The organism is uncultured Streptococcus sp., from assembly GCF_963511325.1.
Classification (GTDB): domain Bacteria; phylum Bacillota; class Bacilli; order Lactobacillales; family Streptococcaceae; genus Streptococcus.
In genome coordinates, this window is the sequence record NZ_CAUPII010000021.1 from 1 (window position 1) to 23,416 (window position 23,416).

The 23,416-nt window shown below is 40.9% G+C and carries 20 protein-coding genes and 1 pseudogene; 7 read left to right on the top strand and 14 right to left on the bottom strand.

What is annotated here, in order from left to right; genetic code table 11:
• The first annotated feature begins 324 nt into the window (after window positions 1–324).
• The gene (locus tag RQ973_RS06715) at window positions 325–1,704 is read left to right on the top strand and encodes a glycoside hydrolase family 1 protein (RefSeq protein WP_311523302.1); all 1,380 of its coding nucleotides are present in this window, start codon (window positions 325–327) and stop codon (window positions 1,702–1,704) included.
• Window positions 1,705–1,780: 76 nt separating this feature from the next.
• Here RQ973_RS06715 and RQ973_RS06720 read toward each other — a convergent pair whose 3' ends face one another.
• The 13 genes from RQ973_RS06720 to RQ973_RS06780 form a co-directional block, all read right to left on the bottom strand.
• Entirely contained in the window at window positions 1,781–2,455 is a 675-nt protein-coding gene (locus RQ973_RS06720) for a rhomboid family intramembrane serine protease (RefSeq protein ID WP_049549601.1), read from the bottom strand.
• On the bottom strand, window positions 2,439–2,978 hold the full coding sequence (locus tag RQ973_RS06725; RefSeq protein ID WP_049549602.1) for a 5-formyltetrahydrofolate cyclo-ligase: 540 nt from the start codon (window positions 2,976–2,978) through the stop codon (window positions 2,439–2,441). The genes RQ973_RS06720 and RQ973_RS06725 overlap by 17 nt, the downstream gene beginning before the upstream one ends.
• A gap of 3 nt (window positions 2,979–2,981) precedes the next feature.
• Window positions 2,982–4,112 carry an N-acetyldiaminopimelate deacetylase gene (locus tag RQ973_RS06730; RefSeq protein ID WP_049549603.1) on the bottom strand — a complete coding sequence of 377 codons (1,131 nt, stop codon included), beginning with the start codon at window positions 4,110–4,112 and terminating at the stop codon, window positions 2,982–2,984.
• Window positions 4,113–4,173: 61 nt separating this feature from the next.
• Window positions 4,174–4,872 (bottom strand): 2,3,4,5-tetrahydropyridine-2,6-dicarboxylate N-acetyltransferase, encoded by a 699-nt coding sequence (dapD, locus tag RQ973_RS06735; RefSeq protein WP_049549604.1) that lies wholly within the window; start codon window positions 4,870–4,872, stop codon window positions 4,174–4,176.
• Between the two features lie 84 nt (window positions 4,873–4,956).
• Window positions 4,957–5,868 carry a DMT family transporter gene (locus RQ973_RS06740; protein WP_049549605.1) on the bottom strand — a complete coding sequence of 304 codons (912 nt, stop codon included), beginning with the start codon at window positions 5,866–5,868 and terminating at the stop codon, window positions 4,957–4,959.
• Window positions 5,869–5,951: 83 nt separating this feature from the next.
• Complete coding sequence (gene pbp1b / locus RQ973_RS06745) at window positions 5,952–8,444, bottom strand: penicillin-binding protein PBP1B (RefSeq protein ID WP_075230746.1); 2,493 nt, start codon at window positions 8,442–8,444, stop codon at window positions 5,952–5,954.
• Between the two features lie 149 nt (window positions 8,445–8,593).
• Entirely contained in the window at window positions 8,594–9,490 is an 897-nt protein-coding gene (galU, locus tag RQ973_RS06750; protein ID WP_161800102.1) for a UTP--glucose-1-phosphate uridylyltransferase GalU, read from the bottom strand.
• Between the two features lie 25 nt (window positions 9,491–9,515).
• Window positions 9,516–10,532 carry an NAD(P)H-dependent glycerol-3-phosphate dehydrogenase gene (locus tag RQ973_RS06755; protein WP_049549607.1) on the bottom strand — a complete coding sequence of 339 codons (1,017 nt, stop codon included), beginning with the start codon at window positions 10,530–10,532 and terminating at the stop codon, window positions 9,516–9,518.
• Between the two features lie 190 nt (window positions 10,533–10,722).
• Window positions 10,723–12,381, bottom strand: a complete 1,659-nt coding sequence (locus RQ973_RS06760) for an iron ABC transporter permease (RefSeq protein ID WP_049549608.1) — start codon at window positions 12,379–12,381, stop codon at window positions 10,723–10,725.
• Window positions 12,371–13,462, bottom strand: coding sequence for an ABC transporter ATP-binding protein (locus RQ973_RS06765; RefSeq protein ID WP_049549609.1), 1,092 nt, complete (start codon window positions 13,460–13,462; stop codon window positions 12,371–12,373). Before RQ973_RS06765 ends, RQ973_RS06760 begins: the two co-directional genes overlap by 11 nt.
• A 12-nt stretch (window positions 13,463–13,474) precedes the next feature.
• Complete coding sequence (locus RQ973_RS06770) at window positions 13,475–14,521, bottom strand: ABC transporter substrate-binding protein (RefSeq protein ID WP_301392152.1); 1,047 nt, start codon at window positions 14,519–14,521, stop codon at window positions 13,475–13,477.
• 113 nt (window positions 14,522–14,634) lie between these two features.
• Entirely contained in the window at window positions 14,635–15,405 is a 771-nt protein-coding gene (locus RQ973_RS06775) for a response regulator (RefSeq protein WP_080979412.1), read from the bottom strand.
• Window positions 15,398–17,047 (bottom strand): sensor histidine kinase, encoded by a 1,650-nt coding sequence (locus tag RQ973_RS06780; protein ID WP_049549611.1) that lies wholly within the window; start codon window positions 17,045–17,047, stop codon window positions 15,398–15,400. Before RQ973_RS06780 ends, RQ973_RS06775 begins: the two co-directional genes overlap by 8 nt.
• 149 nt (window positions 17,048–17,196) lie before the next feature.
• Between RQ973_RS06780 and leuS the strand changes: the two genes are divergently transcribed.
• The 6 genes from leuS to RQ973_RS06810 all read left to right on the top strand — a co-directional run bounded on the left by leuS (window position 17,197) and on the right by RQ973_RS06810 (window position 22,865).
• On the top strand, window positions 17,197–19,698 hold the full coding sequence (leuS, locus tag RQ973_RS06785; RefSeq protein WP_049549612.1) for a leucine--tRNA ligase: 2,502 nt from the start codon (window positions 17,197–17,199) through the stop codon (window positions 19,696–19,698).
• Between the two features lie 344 nt (window positions 19,699–20,042).
• A complete protein-coding gene (locus tag RQ973_RS06790) occupies window positions 20,043–20,456 on the top strand; it encodes a YjdF family protein (protein ID WP_049549613.1) in 414 nt (137 codons plus the stop codon).
• A gap of 121 nt (window positions 20,457–20,577) precedes the next feature.
• Window positions 20,578–21,270: a GNAT family N-acetyltransferase gene (locus RQ973_RS06795; RefSeq protein WP_049549614.1), complete on the top strand. Its 693-nt coding sequence runs from the start codon at window positions 20,578–20,580 to the stop codon at window positions 21,268–21,270.
• A gap of 11 nt (window positions 21,271–21,281) precedes the next feature.
• Window positions 21,282–21,704, top strand: coding sequence for a GNAT family N-acetyltransferase (locus tag RQ973_RS06800; protein ID WP_311523311.1), 423 nt, complete (start codon window positions 21,282–21,284; stop codon window positions 21,702–21,704).
• Between the two features lie 533 nt (window positions 21,705–22,237).
• Window positions 22,238–22,522, top strand: a complete 285-nt coding sequence (locus RQ973_RS06805) for a type II toxin-antitoxin system RelB/DinJ family antitoxin (RefSeq protein WP_311523312.1) — start codon at window positions 22,238–22,240, stop codon at window positions 22,520–22,522.
• Window positions 22,512–22,865 carry a type II toxin-antitoxin system RelE/ParE family toxin gene (locus RQ973_RS06810; protein WP_075231166.1) on the top strand — a complete coding sequence of 118 codons (354 nt, stop codon included), beginning with the start codon at window positions 22,512–22,514 and terminating at the stop codon, window positions 22,863–22,865. Before RQ973_RS06805 ends, RQ973_RS06810 begins: the two co-directional genes overlap by 11 nt.
• Window positions 22,866–23,093: 228 nt before the next feature.
• Here RQ973_RS06810 and RQ973_RS09485 read toward each other — a convergent pair.
• Window positions 23,094–23,380, bottom strand: a pseudogene (locus RQ973_RS09485) (site-specific integrase); the annotation flags it as partial.
• Window positions 23,381–23,416 lie beyond the last annotated feature (36 nt).

Genomic DNA, 23,416 nt, shown 5'->3' on the forward strand with positions numbered 1-23,416 from the left:
AATAGGCTCCATAAGATCCATAGGGGATTTACCCACTACAAATATTATAGAGCCTAAAATCTATAATCAGAAGAAAAACAAGACAAAAATGTAACTAGTTTTTGCCTTGTTTTTTCTTTATAATGAGATAAAATAAACATAAAAAGAGTAATACTCAATGAAAATCAAAGAGCAAACTAGCCGCAGGTTGCTCAAAACACCGTTTTGAGGTTGCGGATAGAACTGACGAAGTCAGTAACACATATACGGCAAGGCGACGTTGACGCGGTTTGAATTTGATTTTCGAAGAGTATAAACATTAAAAGCGTAAAAAGAGGTAGAGCTATGCTAAAATTTCCAAAGGATTTTGTCTGGGGTTCCTCAACATCTGGACCACAGACAGAGGGGCGAGTGCCTGGTGACGGCAAGGGAGATAATCTCTGGGATTATTGGTACCAAGTAGAGCCAAATCGCTACTATAATGGGATTGGCCCTGACAAAACGTCGACCTTCTATGAAAATTGGGAGAAGGACATTGAACTTTTGTCAGAAACAGGTCATACAGCCTTTCGAACTTCTATCCAGTGGTCTCGTATTTTCCCACAGGGACGTGGGGAAGTCAACCCTCAAGGTGTGGCTTTCTATCGCCAGGTCTTTGAAGCCATCAAGGCTAAGGGCATTCGTCTTTTAGTCAATCTTTATCACTTTGACTTGCCTTTTGCCCTTCAAGAAGATGGAGATGGTTGGGAAAATAAGGCAACTATTAAGGCTTATGAAGACTATGCTCGCTTCTGTTTTGAGACTTACGGAGACTTGGTGGACCAGTGGATTACCTTCAATGAACCTATCGTTCCTGTGGAGTTCGGCTATTTCTATGATGCCCATTATCCTCATAAGGTAGATGCCAAAGCAGCAGTAAAGGTTGCCTATCATACCCAGCTAGCTAGCACTCTTGCGGTCAAAGCCTGCCATGAGGTCTTGCCTGGTTCTAAGATTGGGATCGTCCTCAACTTGACACCAGCCTATCCACGTAGCCAGCATCCTGCCGATGTAAAAGCAGCTCGCATTGCCGACCTCTTTCAGGCACAATCTTTCCTAGATCCGTCTGTTTTAGGAGCATATCCAGAAGAGTTAGTGGAAATTTTGGCTGAGCATGATTTGCTACCAGATTCTACAGCAGAAGAATTGGAACTCATTCGCCAACATACAGTCGACTTTCTGGGAGTCAATTACTACCAACCTTTACGTGTCATGGCGCCACGTTTTGCTAAGCACCCTGATAGTCCACTCTTGCCAGAACATTTTTATGAACCTTATGTCATGCCTGGTCGTAAGATCAATCCCCACCGTGGCTGGGAAATCTACGAGCAAGGGATTTACCATATTGCTCAAAATATCAAGGAAAACTATGCCAATATCGAGTGGATGTTGACCGAAAACGGCATGGGCGTTGAAGGTGAAGACAAATTCCGTGAAAATGGCATGATTCAAGACGACTATCGTATCGACTTTGTCAAAGGCCACCTGCGAGAACTTCATCGCGCTATCGAAGACGGTGCTAACTGTAAAGGCTACTTAATCTGGACCTTTATCGATTGCTGGTCATGGCTCAACAGCTATAAAAACCGTTATGGTTTGGTCGAGCTTGATCTTGAAACGCAAGAACGACGCCTGAAAAAATCAGGTCACTGGTTCAAAGAACTCAGCGAAAATAATGGGTTTTAAACTACTTTTCAAATAGATTCAAAAAAACCATTGGACCTCAATTCTTTTCGAGTTTTTCCAATGGTTTTTCTTGTTCTTATAATAGTCCGATAAAAAGTAGTAAAGCTGATAAAGCAATAAAGGCTAGGGTTGCTATACCACGTTGGCCTGGGCTATAAATCTTTCTTTCGCCTCGAACTGGGAAGACAATGGCAAGAAGAGCACCACCCACGGCACCACCTACATGTCCAGCAAGGCTGATTCCAGGTATTAAAATACTACCCACTAGGTTAATCACTAAGAGGGAGAGGTAGGATTGACCTAGTTGTTGGAGATAGGGATTGCGTGAAGCATATCGGAGAACAACAATTGAGGCAAACATACCGTAGAGGGCAGTTGAAGCACCTGCAGTAATAGCATTGGGACTAAAAACTAGGACAAAGAGATTTCCCATCATACCTGATAGAAGGTAGATAAAGAAAAACTGTTTGGAGCCAAAGATTTGTTCCATCTGACGTCCTAAGAAGTAGAGGGATAGCATATTGACTAAAAAGTGCTCCAAGCCAATATGGACAAAGGTTGCCGAGAATAAGCGCCAGATTTGTTCAGGCATGGCCTTGATAGCAGGGGGATACACAGCTCCGAATTTATACAAGGTGGCTGCGCTGGTATAGTTGAAACCACTGGTTAGAAACATGAGTATAAAAACCAGGGTTGTCACGACTAGAAAGAAGCTCGTGACAGGATACCGACGATCAAAAATTTCTTTCATAGATGAGTACCTCCTCAACAGGAATATCGTAGTGCTCAGGTTGAAAATTCTGAATCTGACATGGATAAATCGTACTAATTGTATGACCTGGGAAATGCTCCAAGTAGCGGTCGTAGTAGCCACCACCGTAGCCAACCCTATATCTTGAAAGATTGAAAGCCAAACCAGGGACATGAATCAGGTCAATCTGAGAGGGTTCAAGGATTGTGAACTCTCCTTGAGGTTCAAGAAGTCCAAAAGAATTTCTTTCGAGTTTCTCTGGTTCATATAGAACAAAGTCCATTTTCCCATGTGGATAGGTTTTGGGAATGCGGAGTGTCTTCCCATCTTTTTGAGCTTGTTCAATGAGTCTAGCTGTCTGAAATTCATGAGGAAAAGACAGGTAAGTGGCGATGGTTTTTGCTTCCTTGTAGAAAGGATGTTGAAGGAGCTGCTCAGTCAACCAAGCGTCCATGACTTCCTTTTCTTCGGCTGATAGAGATTTGAGTTCTTGCAAGACCTGCTTGCGTAAGTTTTTTTTCATAGTTTACTCCGCAGCTTTCTTGGCTAAAAAGCTTGATACAGCCTCGACACCGACAGCCAGAGCTTCTTCCTTAGGACTCATCTTTGGATGGTGAAGAGCATAGGGACTATCAATTCCAAGCCAGAACATGACACCAGGAACCTTGGAGAGAAGATAACCAAAGTCTTCTCCTGTCATGGCAGGTTCGATGTCGATTAGTTCAATTCCCTCTTTTTCATCAAAGAAGGCCATCAATTCCTGGGCTAATTCAGGGTTGTTTTCGACAGGTAGGTAACCTCCCTGCTTGAGTTCAACTTCCACATCCATATCAAAAGCAGCTGCGACACCTTCAGCGATGGCTTTGACACGTTTTTGCACCAAGAGGCTCATGTTGTGTGTAAGAGCTCGGATGGTTCCATGCAAGAAAGCTGTATCAGCGATGACATTATTGGTTGTACCAGCTTGAAAAACACCGAAAGTGACGACAGCTCCCTCGATAGGATCAACATTACGGCTGACGACTGACTGGACTTGAGTGATAAAATAACTCGCAGCAACCAGAGCGTCGTTTGCTTGGTGTGGAAAGGCAGCATGCCCCCCTTTACCTTTGAAACGAATCTTGACTTCGCAAGTTCCTGCAAAGAGTGTATGGGTATTGGTCGCAACTTGTCCAACTTTTAAGTCTGGACGAACATGGAGTCCATAGAATTGGTCAGGCAACCAGTCTTCAAAAGCTCCATCCTCATACATGAGCATGCCACCTGCTTCATTTTCCTCGGCAGGCTGGAAGAGAAAGAGGAGATTGTTTTTAGGTTGGTTTTCTAGAGCACGTTCGAGACTTCCTAGGGCAATGGTCATGTGAAAATCATGTCCACAAGCATGCATACGGTCTGGGTGCTGAGAGGCAAAAGGAAAGCCTGTTTGTTCAACGATTGGGAGTCCGTCTATGTCTGTCCGCCAGCCAATGGTACGTTCTGGCTGACTTCCCTGCAAGTAAACTAAAATACCTGTTCGCCAAGTACGAATCTGAACAAAATCCTTGTCAGCTGTTAATTTCTCAATGACATTGAGTAAATAAGCGTGAGTCTTGACTTCTTCTAAACCGATCTCAGGAATTTGGTGAAGATCACGTCGAGTGTGAATCAAATCTAACATATCTAATTTCCTTCTACTGATACGATAAAGAGGCTGGAAAAATTTCCGCCTCTGTTACTAATTACAAGGTGCGAAGCGCATCTTCTAGCGCTGTTTTTTGTTGGGTTTGGCTATCGATTTCTTTGATAACACGAGCTGGAACACCAGCAACCACAACATTTTCTGGAACATCTTGAGTAACGATGGCACCTGCTGCAACAACAGAACCGTTACCGATTTGAACACCTTCGATAACCACAGCGTTAGCACCGATGAGAACATTGTCACCGACACGAACAGGCTCTGCACTAGCTGGTTCGATGACACCTGCAAGAACAGCGCCGGCACCTACGTGACTATTTTTACCGACAATAGCACGTCCACCCAGAATGGCTCCCATATCAATCATAGTACCAGCACCGATTTCTGCACCGATATTGATAACAGCTCCCATCATGATAACAGCGTTGTCGCCAATCTCAACCTGGTCACGGATGATAGCGCCTGGCTCGATACGAGCATTGATATCACGTTTATCAAGGAGAGGTACAGCTGAGTTACGGGCATCTTGCTCAACAACATAGTCCTTGTTTTCTGTTAATCCTTCAAGAAGTGGAGCGATATCTTTCCAGTCTCCAAAAAGAACATTCCCAAGCTTGATAACAGAGGCAGGGATAGATCCGGCAAGTTGTCCTTCAAAGGTCACTTTTACACTTGTCTTTTTCTCAGCATTTGCGATAAATTGGATAATTTCTTGTGCATTCATTTTTGTAGCAGTCATAGGGGTCTCCTCATTCTTTATAATGCTTACTATTCTACCAAAAAAGGCTTCAAAATTGAAGCCTTAAGTGTTAAAAGAAGGTGTTTAATTATTTGATTTTGATTCTTCGATGGACAAGAAAATCATAGGAACGATAATCAAAATCATGGCCAGTACCAAGAAACCATCCAGAACCATGCCAAGGAAAAGAACGCTTAGAATAGCAGAGGATAGCGGTTCGCTTGCGCTGACGACTGACACCACTAATGGGGAAACGAGGGAGACAGCCTTCATCGATAGGAAAAAGGCAAAGGCAGTTCCCAAAAAGGCGATGGTCAAACAAATCAAGATACTGATGGCATCAACCTGGAAGCTAATCTCATAAACAGGGTAGAGAAAATTACTAAAAAGGCCCGCGATAATCATTCCCCAACCAACAGTTGGCACAAATCCGTATTTTTTTGCAAAGCGTTGGGGTAAGATGACATTGAACATGACACCTAGAGCACTGAGAAGGCCCGTAAGTAAAGCCAGTGGTGTAATAGATAATTTGGATAGATCGCCTTTGGTAGCCATCAAAAAGACCCCAACCATAGCGATCAAGACATAAAAAATAGCACTTTTAGAAGCTTTTTTCTTGTAGATGATGCGATTGTAAAAGAGGATAAAGACAGGACTGATAAACTGAAGGATGGTTGCAGTTGTCGCATTAGAGTATTCTACACAGAGATAAAAGAAAAACTGTACAGAGAAGATCCCTAAGATAGCATAGGCAAGGAAAGGAAGGTAATTGTTTCGATTTCTCCAGATATCAAAGAGCTGGGATCGGAGTTTAAGGCTAGATAAGATGATTACGAAACTACCTGCGACGAGTAGACGCATAGAAGTAATCCACCCTGAAGATACTTGATAATGTGAAAAAAAGTACTCTCCTAAAATTCCGCAGATCCCCCAGATCAAGCCAGATAGGAGAGAATAAATGGTTCCCTTAAAAATATTCTTTTGATATTTATTCATGTTGCTATTGTACCATGAAATGAAAAAAGAAAAAAGAGAGTGGAGAAAAATCATTTCTTTCCCACTCTCAATGATTGTACTAGTTAGCGCTGTTGATTGCTGCTTCTATTATTGGAACTAGAGCTACTGCTCCCGTTACTATTAGAAGTATTATTACGATTATTATTGTTATTGTTACTACTATTGCTATTGTTCGATGAGGAAGAAGATGCTTTAGGCAGACTTCCTAAAATGGTGTTCCAAGCATTTTGGTAGTCAGAATCGCTTCCACCAATAGCGAATTTATAAGTAGTAGTCGGCGCGCCAGCTTGGTTTGCCCAGTAGCTAGTCACCGTTTCTCCGCTCAGATTAATTTCTTTTCCATTAATAGTCACCTTCCCTGGCTTTTGACCAGTTGATTTGAGGACTTGTGATGAAGTGACACTTGAATCGAGTTTGAAACGTTCTGAACCCCAAGCAGAAGGGGCTGCTTGCTGAATGGCATTTACCAGATGAGCCATATATTTTGCATTGCGGTAGTAAGCTCCCTGGGCTAGAGGACTGTTATCATCATGTCCAACCCAGCCTCCAAGGGTTAATCTTGGAGTAGAGACCATTAGCCACATATCCCCTTCTTCATTGGTTGTACCAGTTTTTCCGATCCAGTCAGCACCTGCTAGACTGGAATTGATAGAAGTCAGATCCGTTTGGAAACTTGTAGTGACTCGAGATGAAAGCACATCTCTTAGCAAACTCTGCATAATGGTTGCAGTAGCTTTAGAGTAAACTTGGATGGGTTTAGCCTGATGTTCATAGAGAACCTCACCACTCGTTTTCTCAATTTTTGAGATCATGTATTTCTTATGATAGGTACCATTGTTAGCTAGCGTTTGGTAGCCATTGGTGTGCTGGGCTACAGTAACTTCAATTCCTCCCCCCATAGGTAGACTTTCGATGCCGTATTCAGGGATTTCATACCCCATCTTTTCCATGTAGGAACGAACATCAACCCCTTTTTGAAGAAGTAGCTGATAGGTCCAGTAGGCTGGAATGTTCCAAGAATAATTCAGAGCTTCTTTAAGGTCTATCATTGCTGTACCTGGGTTATTAACGTGCATGATAGGATTCCCGTTGGAAAAATTGGTTGGATAGTTTGATAAGATACTAGCGCTTCCCATGAGCCCTTGGTCAATAGCAATACCGTAGGCCAAGAGTGGCTTGGTAGTGGAGGCAGGGGAACGTTTGGTATCGAAGGCGTGATTGTTTTGATTGGTCTGATAATCTCGCCCACCTACAAAACCTAAAATCGCCCCAGTTTGATTGTCCATCAAGACATTCCCAACTTCAGGTTGCCCTGAACTATCATCTAGCAGGTAGCCGTAATTTGCTACCGCATCTTGCATGGCAGTATGGATTGCTTTGTCAATTGTAGTTGTGATACGGTAACCACCATTTTGAATTTCTCTTTCAGCTAATTCACGATAAGATTTCTGGATAGATTCGTTCTTTAATTCTTGGGCAGAAACGTTATCTTTCTGTACCAAGTAATCATACATAATATTGGTAGCCTCATCTAGCACAGTGAAGTAGAGGAAACCTTTAGAACTAACGCTGGCATTTTCTGCTGACAAGAAATCCTGTTTAATGTCGTATGCTTTATAGGTTTCGTAGTCTTCTTGGCTAAGAACTCCAGTTCTGTACATATTGTAGAGAACATCTTTTGAGCGCTTGATTCCAAGTTCAATATCTTCTTCGCTCTTCATCTCACCAGTAGACTCATAAGGTGAGTAGGAAATAGGGCTTTGTGGTAAACCTGCTAGGAAAGCTGCTTGAGGGATGGTCAGTTTGCTAGCATCCACTCCGAAAATCCCAGTCGCAGCCTGCTGAGCCCCTGCGATATTTTGCCCCTTGTTATTGCGACCAAAAGGTGCAACATTTAGATAGGTAGTCAGGATTTCATCCTTATTCATAGCACGTTCTAGGGCTAGAGCATCTACGATTTCACTAGCTTTACGAGAAAGTGTAGGAGCATCACCGACTACTTGTTGCTTGATGAGCTGTTGTGTTAGGGTAGAACCTCCACTGGAAGAACCAAGTCCGATGAATTTTCCTAGACTGGCGCGAATAACCGCTTTAGGAACAACACCGTTGTGCTCAGCAAAGTGTTCATCCTCGGTTGCAACGATAGCTTGCTTGAGATTATCTGAAATGGCATCTGATGACACAGATGTGCGAAGTAGATCGCTTTCAATAGCGCTAATCATGGAACCATCTGCATAGCGGATTTCAGAGATGGATGAAATATTATTGACCTGCTTGATCAAATCCTCCGTTTGAGGGACACTAACTTGATCAAAGAGAGAAACAGCATACCCCAAAACAACTCCAGTCCCGAGGAGACCGCCAATAAAAGCTAGGATAAAAAGAGTGTTAAAAGTTGCTTTTATTCCAAGTAAGATATTGGCCAAAATAGTCCAAATGGTCAGCTTTGTTTTGACTTTCTTATTTTTATCTGGACTTTTTTTGGAAGTTATTAATTTTAAAGACCGAAGTAAGGCCAGTCCTTTTTGTTTGATTCTTGTTACATGTTTGTTCATAGAATTCCTCACTCTTTATTATTATACCATAAAAGCAATTATTGCAAGAAATTAGGCTTAGAACAGGGCTTTGGATAGGGATTGGGTCTTGAGATTTAGACATTGAAAAAAGCCAGATTTAAACTAAATCTGACTGTTTGACAAATTGTTTATTTGTCTCCTGAAAGTTCTTTTCCAAGATCAATCAAGTAGTCCTTCAAGTGGTCTTTGACTTGTGGATGTTTGAGAGCGTATTCGATGGAAGTCTTCATAAATCCAAACTTGTCTCCAACATCATAACGAGCACCCTTGAATTCACGAGCAAATACTCGTTGAGTTTTGTTGAGAGTATCGATGGCATCTGTTAGCTGGATTTCATTTCCGGCACCAGGTGTTTGATTTTCAAGGATACCGAAAATCTCTGGTGTGAGGAGATAACGGCCAATAATGGCTAGATCACTTGGTGCGTCTTCAGGTGCTGGTTTTTCAACGAAGGTTTCAACGCTGTAAAGTCCATCTTTGCCTTCTCCTTGAGGAGCGATGACACCGTAGGCGGAGACTTCTTCGTGTGGGACAGGCATGACAGCGATGGTAGAAGCGTGAGTTTCTTCGTAATCATTCATGAGTTGCTTGGTCAATGGGACAGCCTTGTCATCATTGATATCCATGAGGTCATCCCCAAGCATAACTACAAAAGGTTCATTCCCAACAAAGGCTTTGGCTTGCAAAACGGCATCTCCGAGTCCGCGTGGGTGAGTTTGACGGATGAAGTGGAGGCGCATGCCAGTCGTTTCGTCAACAAGTTTCAAGAGATCATTCTTTCCTTTTTCTTTGAGGTTATATTCTAGCTCAAAGTTCGAGTCAAAATGGTCTTCGATTGAGCGTTTTGACTTCCCTGTGACAACAAGAATATCCTCAATACCAGACTTAAGAGCTTCTTCAACGATAAATTGAATGGTTGGTTTATCTACGATTGGTAGCATTTCCTTAGCCAAGGCTTTGGTAGCAGGAAGGAAGCGAGTTCCAAGTCCTGCAGCAGGGATAACGGCTTTTCTAACTTTTTGCATCATGAGATTCCTTTCTAACTGTGGTTTAAGACCACTCGTTTTCTGCCTTGAACTCATTGCTCATGAGTTCAGAAACGGCATCCTTAATATTAATGTTTTCATAAATAACTTGGTAAATGGCTTGGGTAATAGGCATATAAACTCCTAGTTCTTGTGCTAATTCGTAAGCAGCTTTGGTTGTTGAAATTCCTTCAATGACCATTCCCATATTTGCTTCGATATCTGCCAAGGCTTCGCCACGCCCAAGAGCATCTCCGGCACGCCAGTTACGTGAGTGGACAGAAGTTCCTGTAACGATTAAATCCCCAACTCCAGAAAGACCACTGTAAGTTAATGGATTTGCTCCAAGTTTAACCCCCAGACGAGTAATTTCTGCCAGACCGCGCGTGATGATCGCTGCTTTAGCATTATCACCAAATCCAAGTCCATGAAGGGCACCTGCACCAACAGCGATGATATTTTTAAGAGCACCAGCTGTTTCCACTCCGATAACATCCGTATTGGTATAAAGGCGGAAGTAGTGGTTGCTAAAGAGTTTTTGAACATATTGAGCAGTTTGTAAATTTTTAGAGGCAGCCGTAATCAAGGTGATGTCGCGTACAATTGTTTCTTCCGCATGGCTAGGACCAGATACGACGACGATCTCGCTTCTAAGGTCTTCAGGGATTTCTTCTTCAAGAATGGTTGAAAGACGTTTGTGACTATTCGGTTCCAGACCTTTTGATGCGTGCATGACGACCACTTTATGATCAAGAACGGCAGCAACTTGTTGGGCAACTAGTCGTGTAACCTTGGTTGGGACAACAAATAAAACAGCATCCACATCCTTCAAGGCTACTTCTAGGTCTTGGTAGGCTACAATTTTTTCATCTAAGACAATATCCTTAAAATAGTGTTTGTTAGTATGATGTGTATTGATTTCGTTGATTTGATCAGGAATATTTCCCCAGATTCGTACTTGGTGTCCGTTGTCATTTAAAACTTGTGACAGAGCAGTACCCCAAGAACCAGGCCCTAAAACAGCGATGGTTTGTTTGTCCATATTTTCCTCCTTCTGAGAAAGCACTTTCCTATATTCTACCATAAAAAGCCCTATCTTGCATCTATATAACTAGCTAATATATGTCCTATTGATAGGAATCTGTATTTATCGAAGGTGATGATTCGGGAAAATCAAAAGTAGAGATATAAAAAAACAGCCAGGGGGAATTGGCTGTTTTAGTAGGAAAAAACTAGAGCGTAATGCTGTTATTTTTAGAAATTTTCATAAATAGTAACAAGGAAGTAACTGTTAAGATGGTGAGGATAGTAGACAAGGCTGCGGCCACACCATAATTCCCACGAAGTACTTCAGTGTAGATAGCTACGGTCATTGTTCTAGTTTTAACATTATACAAGAGAATGGAAGTAGATAGTTCCGAAATCATTGTTACCCATGAAAGGATTGCTCCTGATATGATACCTGAAAGCATCATTGGGGTTGTGATTTTAGTAAAGGTATTGAGACGGCTACTTCCCAAGCTTTCTGCTGCTTCTTCGATACTAGGGGCAATTTGTTGCAAACTAGCAACTGAAGAACGAATGGTATAAGGAAGTCTTCTGACAGATAAGGACATAATCAAGATGAAGGCTGTTCCTGTAATCATCAGGAAACCACTTCCGAAGAGGCCTGTATTGAATGAAGAGATAAAGGCAATACCAAGTACAGTTCCTGGTACGATATAAGGTACCATACTAAGACTATCGATTAAGTTGGTAAATAGGTTGCGTTTGCGAACTGCAAGATAGGATATGAAGGTCGCAAAGACAACAACGAGAACCAAGGCAAGGAGAGGAATACGAATGGTATTAAAAATAGCAGAGCCCATGCGGTTAAAAGCAGTCTTATAGCTGTTTAGTGAATATCCTTTGACGAAAACCATTCCGGATGTTTTTAGGAAGGATGTATAAATCAAGTAAACTTGAGGCAAAACAGAGAATAAGATAATGCCATAAACTGTCACATAAATAGCAGCCATCTTACCTTTTGTCGTTTTCTTAGGTTCAATTGGATGAAGCGAGTTCATACTGAAACTGTAGCGATTTGAAACGTATTTTTGGATGAGGAAGATAACTAGGGCGATTGTAATCGCCATAATTGCTAAGGCTGATGCGAAGGCAGAGTTACCCCCTACCTCACTGATAAACTGTGTATAGATCAATACTGGGAAGGTACGATATCCCTCACCAATCAGCATCGGAGTACCGAAGTCTGAGAAAGCTCTCATAAAGACTAGGAGCGCTGCTGCTAGTAAAGTTGGGACTAGGAGAGGTAAAACAACTGTTACGATTCGTTTAAAACCGAAAGATCCCATGCTTTCAGCAGCTTCCAAGAGGGAGTTGTCAATGCTCTTCATGGTTCCAGCTACGTATAGGAATACGAGAGGGAAAAGTTGGAGTGTAAAGACAAGCACGATACCTTTAAAGCCGTAGATATCAAAACCTGGCAAATGTAGTGTGTTGGTTAGAAATTTTGTGATAACTCCGTTTCTACCAAGGAGTAGAATCCAAGAATAGGCACCTACAAAGGGAGCTGACATGGATGCTATGATAATCAAGATTTGTAAAAATTTCTTTCCCTTGAAGTCATACATTGAAAAAAGATAAGCTAGCAAGGTACCAACAACGACAGAAGTGACTGTTGCAGTTACAGAAACCTTGAAACTGTTGATAAGGGTTTCAGAGTAGTACGATTTGCTAAAGAAAGTAACAAAATTTTCTAATGAGAAATGACCTTCATGTACCAGTGCCTGTTTTAATACCGTAACAATTGGATAGACCAGAAAAACAAGATAAGTAAGGAAGATGAAGAAGGAAGACGCAGTCCAGATATTTAGTTTTTTACGCTCCATGGCTGACTCCTTTTATGAGATTGCGCGAACCATCTTCAGAGAAGACATTGAGTTTTTGAGTATTGATACGCAAACGAACGCGATCTCCTTTTTTCAAATCTTCTTCAAATGTAGATTCTTCACTTACCTGAAGTTTTGAAGCAAATCCTGTCTCAATGAAGTATTCGGTGTTAAGTCCAAGATAGACACTGTCAGTAATTGTTCCATCGATTGGTCCGTTTTCGTCACGGATAAATTCTTCGGGACGAATGCTGACATGAATAGCTTGTTCTTCCACCTGGTCTAGTGCTGGCATACGAAGAGAATAACCATCTTCAAAGACGATGTAAGCTCCGTCAGCTTGCTTTTCCAAACGAGCAGGGATTATATTTGTTCTACCAATAAATGTTGCGACAAATTCATTTGCTGGTTTGTGGTAGAGCTCTTTTGGACGACCAATTTGTTGAATAACACCGTCTTTCATAACAGCAATTTGGTCAGAAATGGCCATAGCTTCTTCTTGGTCGTGAGTTACGTAGACAGTGGTAATTCCAACTTCGTGTTGAATTTCGCGAATAGCCTGACGCATATCCAAGCGAAGTTTGGCATCTAGGTTACTGAGGGGTTCGTCCATGAGGAGAACGTTAGGATTAACAGCCAAGGCACGTGCTAGGGCAACCCGTTGTTGCTGACCACCACTAAGTTTATCTGGTTTACGATCAGCATACTGGGCAATCTGCATCAACTCAAGGTATTTATTTGTTTGTTCGATGAGTTCATCTTTTGGAACTTTCTTTTGCTTGAGCCCGAATGCAACGTTATCACGCACTGTCAAATGTGGGAAAATTGCATAGTTTTGGAAAACCATCCCAATGTTTCGCTTGCTAGGTTCCATGTTGTTGATTTTAGTATCGTCGAAGTAGAACTCTCCTCCTTCGATGCTATTGAAACCTGCAATCATACGAAGTAAGGTTGTTTTCCCACAGCCTGAAGGCCCAAGGAGAGTGAAAAGGCTCCCCTTAGGAATGGTCACGCTTAGATTTTCGATAACAGCTACATCGTGGTAAATTTTCTTGGCATTGATAATCTTGATCTCACTCATAGTCAACCTCTTTTACTGTTTAGATTGGATATCTGTAAAGACTTCGTTGTATTTCTTCACGATATCTGATTTGTTTTTGATGACATAATCATAGTCTTCAGTTAGTGTTTTAATTTGTTCGATTGGTTTCATGTTTTCGCTAGTTTTAGCATTTTTACGAACTGGACGGTTAGTAGTTGTTGTACCAAGGGTGTCTTGGACTTCTTGAGAAATGATGAAATCGATAAATTTCTTAGCGTTTTCCATGTTCTTAGCGTTTTTAATAATAGCAGCGCTAGCAGGCAGGAAGACAGTACCTTCTTTTGGATAAACAACCTTGATGTTAGCTCCGTCGTTTAGAAGTTTTACTGCGGGGTCTTCGTAAGAAAGACCAACAGCCATTTCTCCATCTGCTACGGCCTTGTAAACGCCAGATGAACTTGAGCCGATTTTACCGTCAATCAAAGTAAAGAGATCTTTGACATAAGTCCAAGCCTTGTCGTCTGTATAGCCGCCCTCAGCTTGTAACATGTTTGTTAGTTGAGCAAAGGCGCTAGAAGAGTTGGCTGGGTCTGCAGTTGCGATTTTTCCTTTGAGTTCTGGTTTGATGAGGTCGCTATAACCTTCAATATTCATCCCCTTAGTTAAGTCAGGGTTGACGATCAAAACACTACCATCCAATGTATAAGGAGTTGAGTAGCCAGTTGTATTTTGATATTCTTTGATTACATTATCGTTTTCCGTTGATACGTAATTTTCAAAAAGTTCCCCGTGGGTAGCATATTGGGTATAGGAACCACCAAAGATGATATCTGCCACAGGGGCTTCTTTTTCAGATTCTAGTTTTTTAAAGAGTTCACCTGTTCCTGCTTGAATGAGTTCAACCTTGATACCATACTTTTCTTCAAAAGCAGGAATAGTTGCTCCAATCAATCCTTCTGAGTTTGGGGAGTAGACTACTAGAGTATCGCTTCCTCCATTTTCAGTTGCCTTTTCTCCTGAAGCGTCGTCAGAAGAGCAGGCAGCAAGTCCCAAAATAGCAAGTCCACACGCAGCATAATACATCCATTTCTTTTTCATGATGGATACCTCCATAGTTTTGTTACCTCTATTGTAAAGTAATGAAAGCGTTTTTAAAACTTAAAATTCTATCCTAATGGGGTAAAATTCTCTACAAAAAAGAAGAATAGTGTCTAAACTATTCTTCCAATGGCTTTTAACTCTTTTGGAGAGATATGAAAGTATTTCTTAAAAACTTTACCAAAATATTTATAGTCTGAGAAGCCGACTTGCTCAGCGATTTGACTAAGAGGAGAATCAGGACACTGGCTCATCTTTTCAACGGCTTGTTTTAAACGATACTGAAGAATGTATTCGTTCAAGGTGATAGGAAAATCCTCCTTGATAACCTTGTAGAGATAACTTTCGCTATAACCTAGATTCTCTGCAATGGTAGAAATGGTAAAGTGTTGGGAGTAGTGTTGGTGCACAAATTCGAGAATTTGTTGAATCAATTGGTTTTGAGGATTGATTTTTTGAAGAGAAGTTACAAAAGTCTGATAGTCTTGTAAAAATGGATTGGTTTGGTGTTGATCCATCTTGAGGCGCAGAGTTATTTTTTCTAAACACTCTGTTAATTCTGCGACATTTATGGGTTTTGGGAGGAAGTCCACTGCTCCGAATTGCATGGCCTTTTTAGCATTTTGGAAATCATTATAGCCTGAGAGGATCACTTTTTCATAAGAGAGTGAACGAGTCGCTTCAAACATCATAAAAGCATCCATGATGGGCATGGTAATGTCTGTCAGGACGATGTGTGGTTTCTCTTTTTGAATTAATTCCATGCCTTCTTGTCCGTGACTTGCAGTTCCAACAACTTGAATACCTAAGGCTGAGTAGTCGACGGCAATTTCAAGCCATTTTCGGATCAGGTGTTCGTCTTCGACAATGATTAACTTAAACATGCGTTCTTCCTTTCGTGATAAATTTTACCCAGGTTTCACCTTGCGGGTTCACTCCTAAATCCAATTCGACATTCTCAAAAAAGTTATTCAATCGTTTGTAACTATTGACAATACCGTGCTGTGTATGTGGACTGTCCAAGGATTCTAAGATATGTAGACGTTCTTGTTTGGTTAGACCACCAGCATTATCCTTAACGATAAAGGTCAGTGCTTCCTGCTCTTGAGTGATTTGGATAGAGATGGCAAGGTCGATACGATACTGCCTTCCGTATTTTAGAGCATTTTCCACAAGTGGTAATAGGAAAAGTTTCGGAATAGTTTGGGAATGTAGATTCTCAGAACAGTCAATCTGATAAGAAAAATGTTCAAATCGAATCTGATGGATTTTCAGATAAGCTTCGATAATCTCTAGGTCCCGTCCAAGAGTCGTTTCCTTTTCTAGTTCAGTTACACTATATCGCAGGATGCGCGTGAGATTTTGAATAAGTTCTTGAGTAATACTAGCATCAATCATACTCGTAATTTTAATGGTTTCCAAGGTATTGTAGAGGAAGTGAGGATTAAACTGAGCTTCCAGCATCTTTCTTTCAAAGATCCACTTTTCCTTCTCAATGGTCAACATCTTTTGATGGAGCTCATCCAACTCTTGGAGCATATCGGTGATTTTCTCAGCAATCAGTTCAAATTCGTCTCCTGTCTGGAGGATCAGCTTCTTGTCCTTTTTCTTAGGAATTTCCTGCAGTTGATAGACCAGACTTTCAATAGGGCCGGCATTGTGTGTCGCAATTTTATAAGCAATTCGTCTTGCCTGCCAGAAGTATAACAGAAAGATACAGAGTGTTAAGACAGAAGCAAGTCCCAGTAAACTCGGAATGGGAAAGAAAGATTGAAAGGTGTAGATTGAGAAAATCGGTTCAATTTTACGTTTTTCAATCAGAAGTGGATTTTCAACATACCAATGAGTTTTAGACTGGAGTAATTTTTCATCAAATTTTTCCAGAGTCGATTGAGTAAATTGATTGGTATTGCTAGAGTAGATGTTTCCAAAAGTATCTGTAATGGCGTATTTTGAATTGATGAGAGGGATACTGGACACAAATTCATTTTCATTTACAAAAGAAATGCTATAAGCCTTAACTCGTTGATTTTGAACGATAGGCATAATGAAGAGTGCGTAATGTTGTTTATCTATTGACAAAGCAACCTTTTCTGTAATGGTTCCTTGAATCGGATTTTGAATTAACAATTTTAAATAATAAGGAGCTAAAATAGTTTCTTGATGGTTGCGATTGGTACTAAAGAGAAGTTCTCCTGTGTCATCAAGGATGATAAAATCAGAACTGAGTTTCAGTTGAGCTTTTGTTTCATAAAATAGACTAAAGAGTTCTCGGTCAGTATGTTTACCCTCTAAAAATTCTGGGACCATTTTTTGATTCATGGTCTCCAATAATTGATAGTTCGCTTGTTTCATATTGCGAACATGTTGGACAATCTGTTGAGTGTCCTTGGTGAGCTGTTGCTTTTGAAGGAAATAGGAAAAACCAAACAAGAGAATGAGGAGTAAAAACGAGGTCGCTAAAGCAGCCAAAGAACTACGGTGAAGAATCTCTTTTTGGAGAGAATGTTTGAAAGAATGGGCCATAAATCACCTCTTATAAAGAGCTTGCTAAAGTAAGTATAGCAGTATTAAAAATGGAAGGCAAGGTGAAAAGAGAAAAGAGTTGAAAAGAAAGAGACTAAATTCCCCTAAAAATGGTATAATAGGAGCATCACGAAAATTGGAGAGACAGCATGAGTTTTTACAATCATAAAGAAATCGAGCCTAAGTGGCAAAAATACTGGGCTGACAATCACACTTTTAAGACAGGAACAGACGCCTCAAAACCTAAGTTTTATGCACTCGACATGTTCCCTTACCCATCTGGAGCAGGTCTGCACGTAGGACACCCAGAAGGATACACAGCGACCGATATCCTCAGCCGTTTCAAGCGTGCCCAAGGTTACAATGTCCTTCACCCAATGGGTTGGGATGCTTTTGGTTTGCCTGCAGAGCAATACGCTATGGATACAGGGAATGACCCAGCGGAATTCACAGCGGAAAACATTGCTAACTTCAAACGCCAAATCAATGCGCTTGGATTCTCTTACGACTGGGACCGTGAAGTCAACACGACAGATCCAAACTATTACAAATGGACGCAATGGATCTTCACTAAGCTTTACAAAAAAGGCTTGGCTTATGAAGCTGAAGTGCCAGTAAACTGGGTTGAAGAATTGGGAACAGCCATCGCCAACGAAGAGGTCCTTCCTGATGGAACTTCTGAGCGTGGAGGCTATCCAGTTGTCCGCAAGCCAATGCGCCAATGGATGCTCAAAATCACGGCCTACGCAGAGCGTTTGCTCAATGACTTAGATGAACTAGATTGGCCAGAGTCTATCAAGGACATGCAACGCAACTGGATTGGAAAATCAACTGGTGCCAATGTCACCTTCAAAGTAAAAGGAACTGACAAGGATTTCACAGTCTTTACGACACGTCCAGATACACTTTTTGGGGCGACCTTCACTGTTTTGGCACCTGAGCATGAACTAGTAGATTCCATCACAAGTCCAGAACAAGCAGAGGCTGTTGCTGACTACAAACACCAAGCTAGCCTCAAGTCAGACTTAGCTCGTACAGACCTTGCCAAGGAAAAAACAGGGGTTTGGACTGGTGCCTATGCTATCAACCCTGTAAACGGCAAAGAAATTCCAATCTGGATTGCCGACTATGTTCTTTCTAGCTATGGAACAGGTGCTGTTATGGCTGTGCCTGCCCACGATCAACGTGACTGGGAATTTGCTAAACAATTTGACCTACCAATCGTAGAAGTACTTGAAGGTGGAAACGTAGCAGAAGCTGCTTACACAGAAGATGGCCTTCACGTTAATTCAGACTTCCTAGATGGATTGAACAAAGAAGACGCTATTGCCAAGATTGTGGCTTGGTTGGAAGAAAAAGGCTGTGGACAAGAGAAGGTTACCTACCGTCTCCGCGACTGGCTCTTTAGCCGTCAACGTTACTGGGGTGAGCCAATTCCAATCATTCATTGGGAAGACGGAACTTCAACAGCTGTCCCTGAAAGTGAATTGCCACTTGTCTTGCCTGTAACCAAGGATATCCGCCCTTCAGGTACTGGGGAAAGCCCATTGGCTAACTTGACCGACTGGCTTGAAGTGACTCGTGAAGATGGTGTCAAGGGTCGTCGTGAAACCAACACCATGCCACAATGGGCAGGTTCAAGCTGGTATTACCTCCGCTATATTGACCCACATAATACTGAGAAATTGGCCGATGAGGATCTTCTCAAACAATGGTTGCCAGTAGATATCTACGTGGGTGGGGCAGAGCATGCAGTTCTTCACTTGCTTTACGCTCGTTTCTGGCACAAATTCCTCTATGACCTCGGTGTTGTTCCAACTAAGGAACCATTCCAAAAACTCTTTAACCAAGGAATGATTTTGGGAACAAGCTACCGTGACCACCGTGGCGCTCTTGTGGCAACCGATAAGGTTGAAAAACGTGACGGTTCTTTCTTCCATGTAGAAACAGGGGAAGAGTTGGAGCAAGCACCAGCCAAGATGTCTAAATCCCTCAAGAACGTTGTCAACCCAGACGATGTGGTGGAACAATACGGTGCCGACACCCTTCGTGTCTATGAAATGTTCATGGGACCACTTGACGCTTCCATCGCTTGGTCTGAAGAAGGTTTGGAAGGAAGCCGTAAGTTCCTCGACCGTGTTTACCGTTTGATCACAAGTAAAGAAATCGTTGCGGAAAACAATGGCGCTCTTGACAAGGTTTATAACGAAACGGTTAAATCTGTCACAGAGCAAATCGAGTCGATGAAATTCAACACAGCCATTGCCCAGCTCATGGTCTTTGTCAATGCTGCTAACAAGGAAGATAAGCTCTATGCGGAATACGCCAAAGGCTTTATCCAATTGATAGCCCCATTTGCCCCTCACTTGGCAGAAGAACTCTGGCAAACAGTCGCAGCAACAGGTGACTCTATCTCTTACGTAGCTTGGCCAACATGGGACGAAAGCAAATTGGTTGAAGACGAAATCGAAATCGTCGTCCAAATCAAAGGTAAAGTCCGTGCTAAACTTATGGTCGCTAAAGACCTTTCACGCGAAGAATTGCAAGAAGTGGCTCTGGCTAACGAAAAAGTTAAGGCAGAGATCAATGGCAAAGAAATTGTGAAGGTGATTAGTGTCCCTAATAAACTCGTTAATATCGTCGTTAAATAACGAGTTTATTAGCCCTATCTGCCACCTTCAATAGTCCAGTGGACTATTGAAGCCAACTAAATTGGTTAACATTGTTGTGAAATAACCAATTTATTTGCTTATTTGCAACCTCAAACAGTTCCCCAAACTGTTTGAGCCAACTAAACTCGTAAATATCGTAACGAAATAAATTTAAAAATCCTTCAGAGTAGAATCTGGAGGATTTTTAAATTGGATTATGCTATAATTAGCTCAACTAAGATAAAAACACAGTTCTGGTTGGTAGTCCAGACGTAGGCAAGCCTATCAGTAACCTTCCTCCTTGGGTTGTCCATTCTTAGGGATAGATTTAAGGAGGTGCTGTCGTGGAAACAATTTCAATTGGATTGACAGTTTATTTTGAAGATGGATTTTGGCATGGTTTGTTTGAACAAGTGTATCGAGAAACTTATCAAGTTTGTCGTGTGACATTTGGTCAGGAGCCAAAAGATGATGAAATTCTAGAGATTTTACAGACTCAGTTTACTCAATTATCTTTTAGTCCAGAAACTACAGTTAAGCAACATGTAAAAATCAAGAACCCTAAACGATTACAACGAATGGTGAGGAAACAAGTAAATCAAAAAGTTTCTTCCAAGTCGAAAGAACTATTGCAGTTGCAGTATGAGGAAAGGAAAAAGATTTCAAAACATCAATCTAGTGTCCAAAAACAATTGCTCAAACAAGAGAAATTCGAATGCAAACAGCAAAAACGTAGAGAGAAGCACAGGGGGCATTAACTCACTTGTTTCCATATTTGATCAATCCTCCATAAACTGGAGGATTTTTTATAGATTACCTGTGAGATGTGATATACTATTCACATCTTTAAACTTATAAGTGTGAGACAAGGAGAAAACTATGCCTGTAAATGAATATGGTCAGATGATTGGTGAACCTGTAGACGATACACCTGGAGTTTTACCGTCACTTGTACGGATAGAAGGACAGTATACGATTATCGAAGCTCTTTCAGTGGAAAAGCATGCGGAGGATTTGCTGGCTGTTTATGGTCCAGAATCACCTCAAGAGATGTGGACCTATCTCTTTCAACCACCAGTAGAAAATCTTGAAGAATTAATTGTTGCTATGAAGCAGATGATTGAGCGCAAGGATCGCTTCTATTATGCGATTATCGATAAAGTGACTGGAAAGGCGCTGGGGACTTTTTCTCTCATGCGTATTGACCAAGCCAATCGCGTGATTGAAGTTGGAGCCGTGACCTTTTCGCCGGCTCTTAAACAGACCAGGATGGGAACAGAAGCCCACTATTTGCTTGCTCGTTATGTCTTTGAAGAGCTTAACTATCGCCGTTATGAGTGGAAATGTGATGCGCTAAATCTACCTTCTAGAAAAGCAGCAGAACGTTTGGGCTTTATCTACGAGGGAACCTTCCGTCAAGCTGTTATTTATAAAGGGCGTACTAGAGATACGGATTGGTTGTCTATGATTGATAAGGACTGGCCAAGGGTTAAAGCGCGTTTTGAATCGTGGTTGAGTCCAGATAATTTTGATGAAAATGGGCAACAGTTGAAATCCCTTAGAGAATGTTAGAAAGGTTTGCTATGATTAAGATTACAAAAGAAACATCTGTTTCACTTGATGATGTTTTGCATCTCTACCAGGCAGTTGGTTGGACAAATTATACAAATCAGCTCCAAATGTTGGCCCAGGCTCTGACTCATTCACTGGCCATTTATCTAGCGCGTGATGGTGAGAAAATTGTTGGTCTAGTTCGCTTGATAGGAGACGGTTTTTCATCCGTTTTTGTCCAGGATTTGATTGTTTTGCCTAGCTATCAGCGCCAAGGAATTGGTAGTAACTTGATGAAAGAAGCCTTAGCTGACTATAAGGATGCCTACCAAATACAACTAGCGACTGAACAGACAGAAAAAAACTTGGGTTTTTACCGTTCTCTGGGGTTTGAAGCCTTATCTAGTTTCCAGTGTACGGGCATGATTTGGGTGAATCGAAAAAATTTAAAATAATTTTTTTCACTTAAGCTAACTTTAAGTCTTGTCTTGTATCATTTAGCTATTAAATAAAGACCTCCTAACTTTATTTAATAGAAATCCTAAACTTTTTTTCATCATAATCTCCTAATAAAGTCACCCAATTCGGTGGCTTTTTTGTTATGTGACTTTCAGCGATATTTCATTTATATTCGTTGTTTTGAACAAAAGTAAAAGTTCGTGTCAAGGATAACGCGGATATCCATATAATACAAAGATTGCCGTATCTTCTATTGTTTAGAAACTTGATGCCTTTAAAATTGGTGTTATTAAACTTTTTAATGACATACTTGAGATCCTGATAAAAAGTATCTGATCTATCGTGGTTTTATCAAAAGGTATCGAAATATAAAAGAACTAAATTTTTCAAAAAGAAGATTGTCGAGGAAATCTCGCGTAAAAATATACTATTTAGTGAGGAGGTAAGGCTATGAGAAAACTACTTTTTCTTGATTAAAATCTATATCTAGTATATAATCAATCTATATCGTATAGATTGGAGATATATCATGGCTATAAGCTTGTCGAAACAATACAATTTTAAACTGAATGAAGCTACTATGGAGCAAGCTCGAAATATTATCAAGGAAAAGGGCATGACAATGACAGATGCTATTTCTTTATTTGTAGAGCAAATAGTCTTAGAGCAAGATTTGCCTATTAAGACGGCTGAAGATTTGCATAGAGAGCAGTTGATTGCTGAATTACAAGCCCAATCTGAACGTTCCTTGAGAGAATATGAGGCAGGCGAAGGAGCTTCTCTAGACAATGTGAGGGCACGCTATGGCTTATAAAGTGATCCTTTCAAAAGAAGTTGAACAAGCTATCGACAATATACACGACTATATAGCTACGGTACTTTTATCCCCTCAATCTGCTAAAAATACTGTGACAAAAATTTTAGATGGTTTAAAAAGTTTAGAAGTCTTTCCTGAGGCTGGTTTTGATGCTGATGTGAAAATCGGTGTAAAGATTAATAGTAAGTATCCTACACGAGGAAAAATTATAGATCAATACGTTTTGCTTTACTTTGTTGATCAGACACAAAAGACTGTTTTTCTCTCCCATTTATTTCATACCAAGAGTGACTATGTTACCTTACTACAAAAAGACAATAAAAAAAGTTCAAAATCTTAAGCTAACTTTAAGTTTGCTTGTGTATTATGTAATCATTAAATAAAGACCTCCTAACTTTATTTAATAGAAATCCTAAACTTTTCTTTTTCATAATAATCTCCCTTAACTCCACCCAATCAGGTGGAGTTTTTTTGCTTTATTTCAAGTTTTTCGGAAATTTCCTAAACATCGTTTTCCGATAAATTTCGGTAGTTTTTGGAATTTGGTCGGGGAATTGGCGGGGACTTTTTAGCGAATATGATTAAGAAATATGTCTGTTGTTGCTTCAGCGAGTTCGTCCTCAACTTGGTTGTAACGGTCTGTCATATAGATCTTTGTATGACTTAGTGCCTGCCTGAATTGCTAGGTTGGAACTCGTGAAATAATGTGAGGAAGTGGTACATCATATGAAAGTCTGTCGTTTCATTTAGTGGATTAAAACATTTGTTTGGCTGATTTGAGTTGATGAGCGCCCATGTTTATTGATAGTGATGTAATCTTTTGTTTTCTTTGATAATTCCTAAGGTTCTCTTAATGTTGAAAGTCTTATTGGACAAGGGAGTAAAACTTTG

Excerpts from the sequence above, each read along its gene's own strand:
- RQ973_RS06715 (WP_311523302.1), top strand. The coding sequence starts at position 325 with ATGCTAAAATTTCCAAAGGATTTTGTCTGGGGTTCCTCAACATCTGGA.
- RQ973_RS06720 (WP_049549601.1), bottom strand. The coding sequence starts at position 2,455 with ATGAAAGAAATTTTTGATCGTCGGTATCCTGTCACGAGCTTCTTTCTA.
- RQ973_RS06725 (WP_049549602.1), bottom strand. The coding sequence starts at position 2,978 with ATGAAAAAAAACTTACGCAAGCAGGTCTTGCAAGAACTCAAATCTCTA.
- RQ973_RS06730 (WP_049549603.1), bottom strand. The coding sequence starts at position 4,112 with ATGTTAGATTTGATTCACACTCGACGTGATCTTCACCAAATTCCTGAG.
- dapD (WP_049549604.1), bottom strand. The coding sequence starts at position 4,872 with ATGACTGCTACAAAAATGAATGCACAAGAAATTATCCAATTTATCGCA.
- RQ973_RS06740 (WP_049549605.1), bottom strand. The coding sequence starts at position 5,868 with ATGAATAAATATCAAAAGAATATTTTTAAGGGAACCATTTATTCTCTC.
- pbp1b (WP_075230746.1), bottom strand. The coding sequence starts at position 8,444 with ATGAACAAACATGTAACAAGAATCAAACAAAAAGGACTGGCCTTACTT.
- galU (WP_161800102.1), bottom strand. The coding sequence starts at position 9,490 with ATGCAAAAAGTTAGAAAAGCCGTTATCCCTGCTGCAGGACTTGGAACT.
- RQ973_RS06755 (WP_049549607.1), bottom strand. The coding sequence starts at position 10,532 with ATGGACAAACAAACCATCGCTGTTTTAGGGCCTGGTTCTTGGGGTACT.
- RQ973_RS06760 (WP_049549608.1), bottom strand. The coding sequence starts at position 12,381 with ATGGAGCGTAAAAAACTAAATATCTGGACTGCGTCTTCCTTCTTCATC.
- RQ973_RS06765 (WP_049549609.1), bottom strand. The coding sequence starts at position 13,462 with ATGAGTGAGATCAAGATTATCAATGCCAAGAAAATTTACCACGATGTA.
- RQ973_RS06770 (WP_301392152.1), bottom strand. The coding sequence starts at position 14,521 with ATGAAAAAGAAATGGATGTATTATGCTGCGTGTGGACTTGCTATTTTG.
- RQ973_RS06775 (WP_080979412.1), bottom strand. The coding sequence starts at position 15,405 with ATGTTTAAGTTAATCATTGTCGAAGACGAACACCTGATCCGAAAATGG.
- RQ973_RS06780 (WP_049549611.1), bottom strand. The coding sequence starts at position 17,047 with ATGGCCCATTCTTTCAAACATTCTCTCCAAAAAGAGATTCTTCACCGT.
- leuS (WP_049549612.1), top strand. The coding sequence starts at position 17,197 with ATGAGTTTTTACAATCATAAAGAAATCGAGCCTAAGTGGCAAAAATAC.
- RQ973_RS06795 (WP_049549614.1), top strand. The coding sequence starts at position 20,578 with ATGCCTGTAAATGAATATGGTCAGATGATTGGTGAACCTGTAGACGAT.
- RQ973_RS06800 (WP_311523311.1), top strand. The coding sequence starts at position 21,282 with ATGATTAAGATTACAAAAGAAACATCTGTTTCACTTGATGATGTTTTG.
- RQ973_RS06805 (WP_311523312.1), top strand. The coding sequence starts at position 22,238 with ATGGCTATAAGCTTGTCGAAACAATACAATTTTAAACTGAATGAAGCT.
- RQ973_RS06810 (WP_075231166.1), top strand. The coding sequence starts at position 22,512 with ATGGCTTATAAAGTGATCCTTTCAAAAGAAGTTGAACAAGCTATCGAC.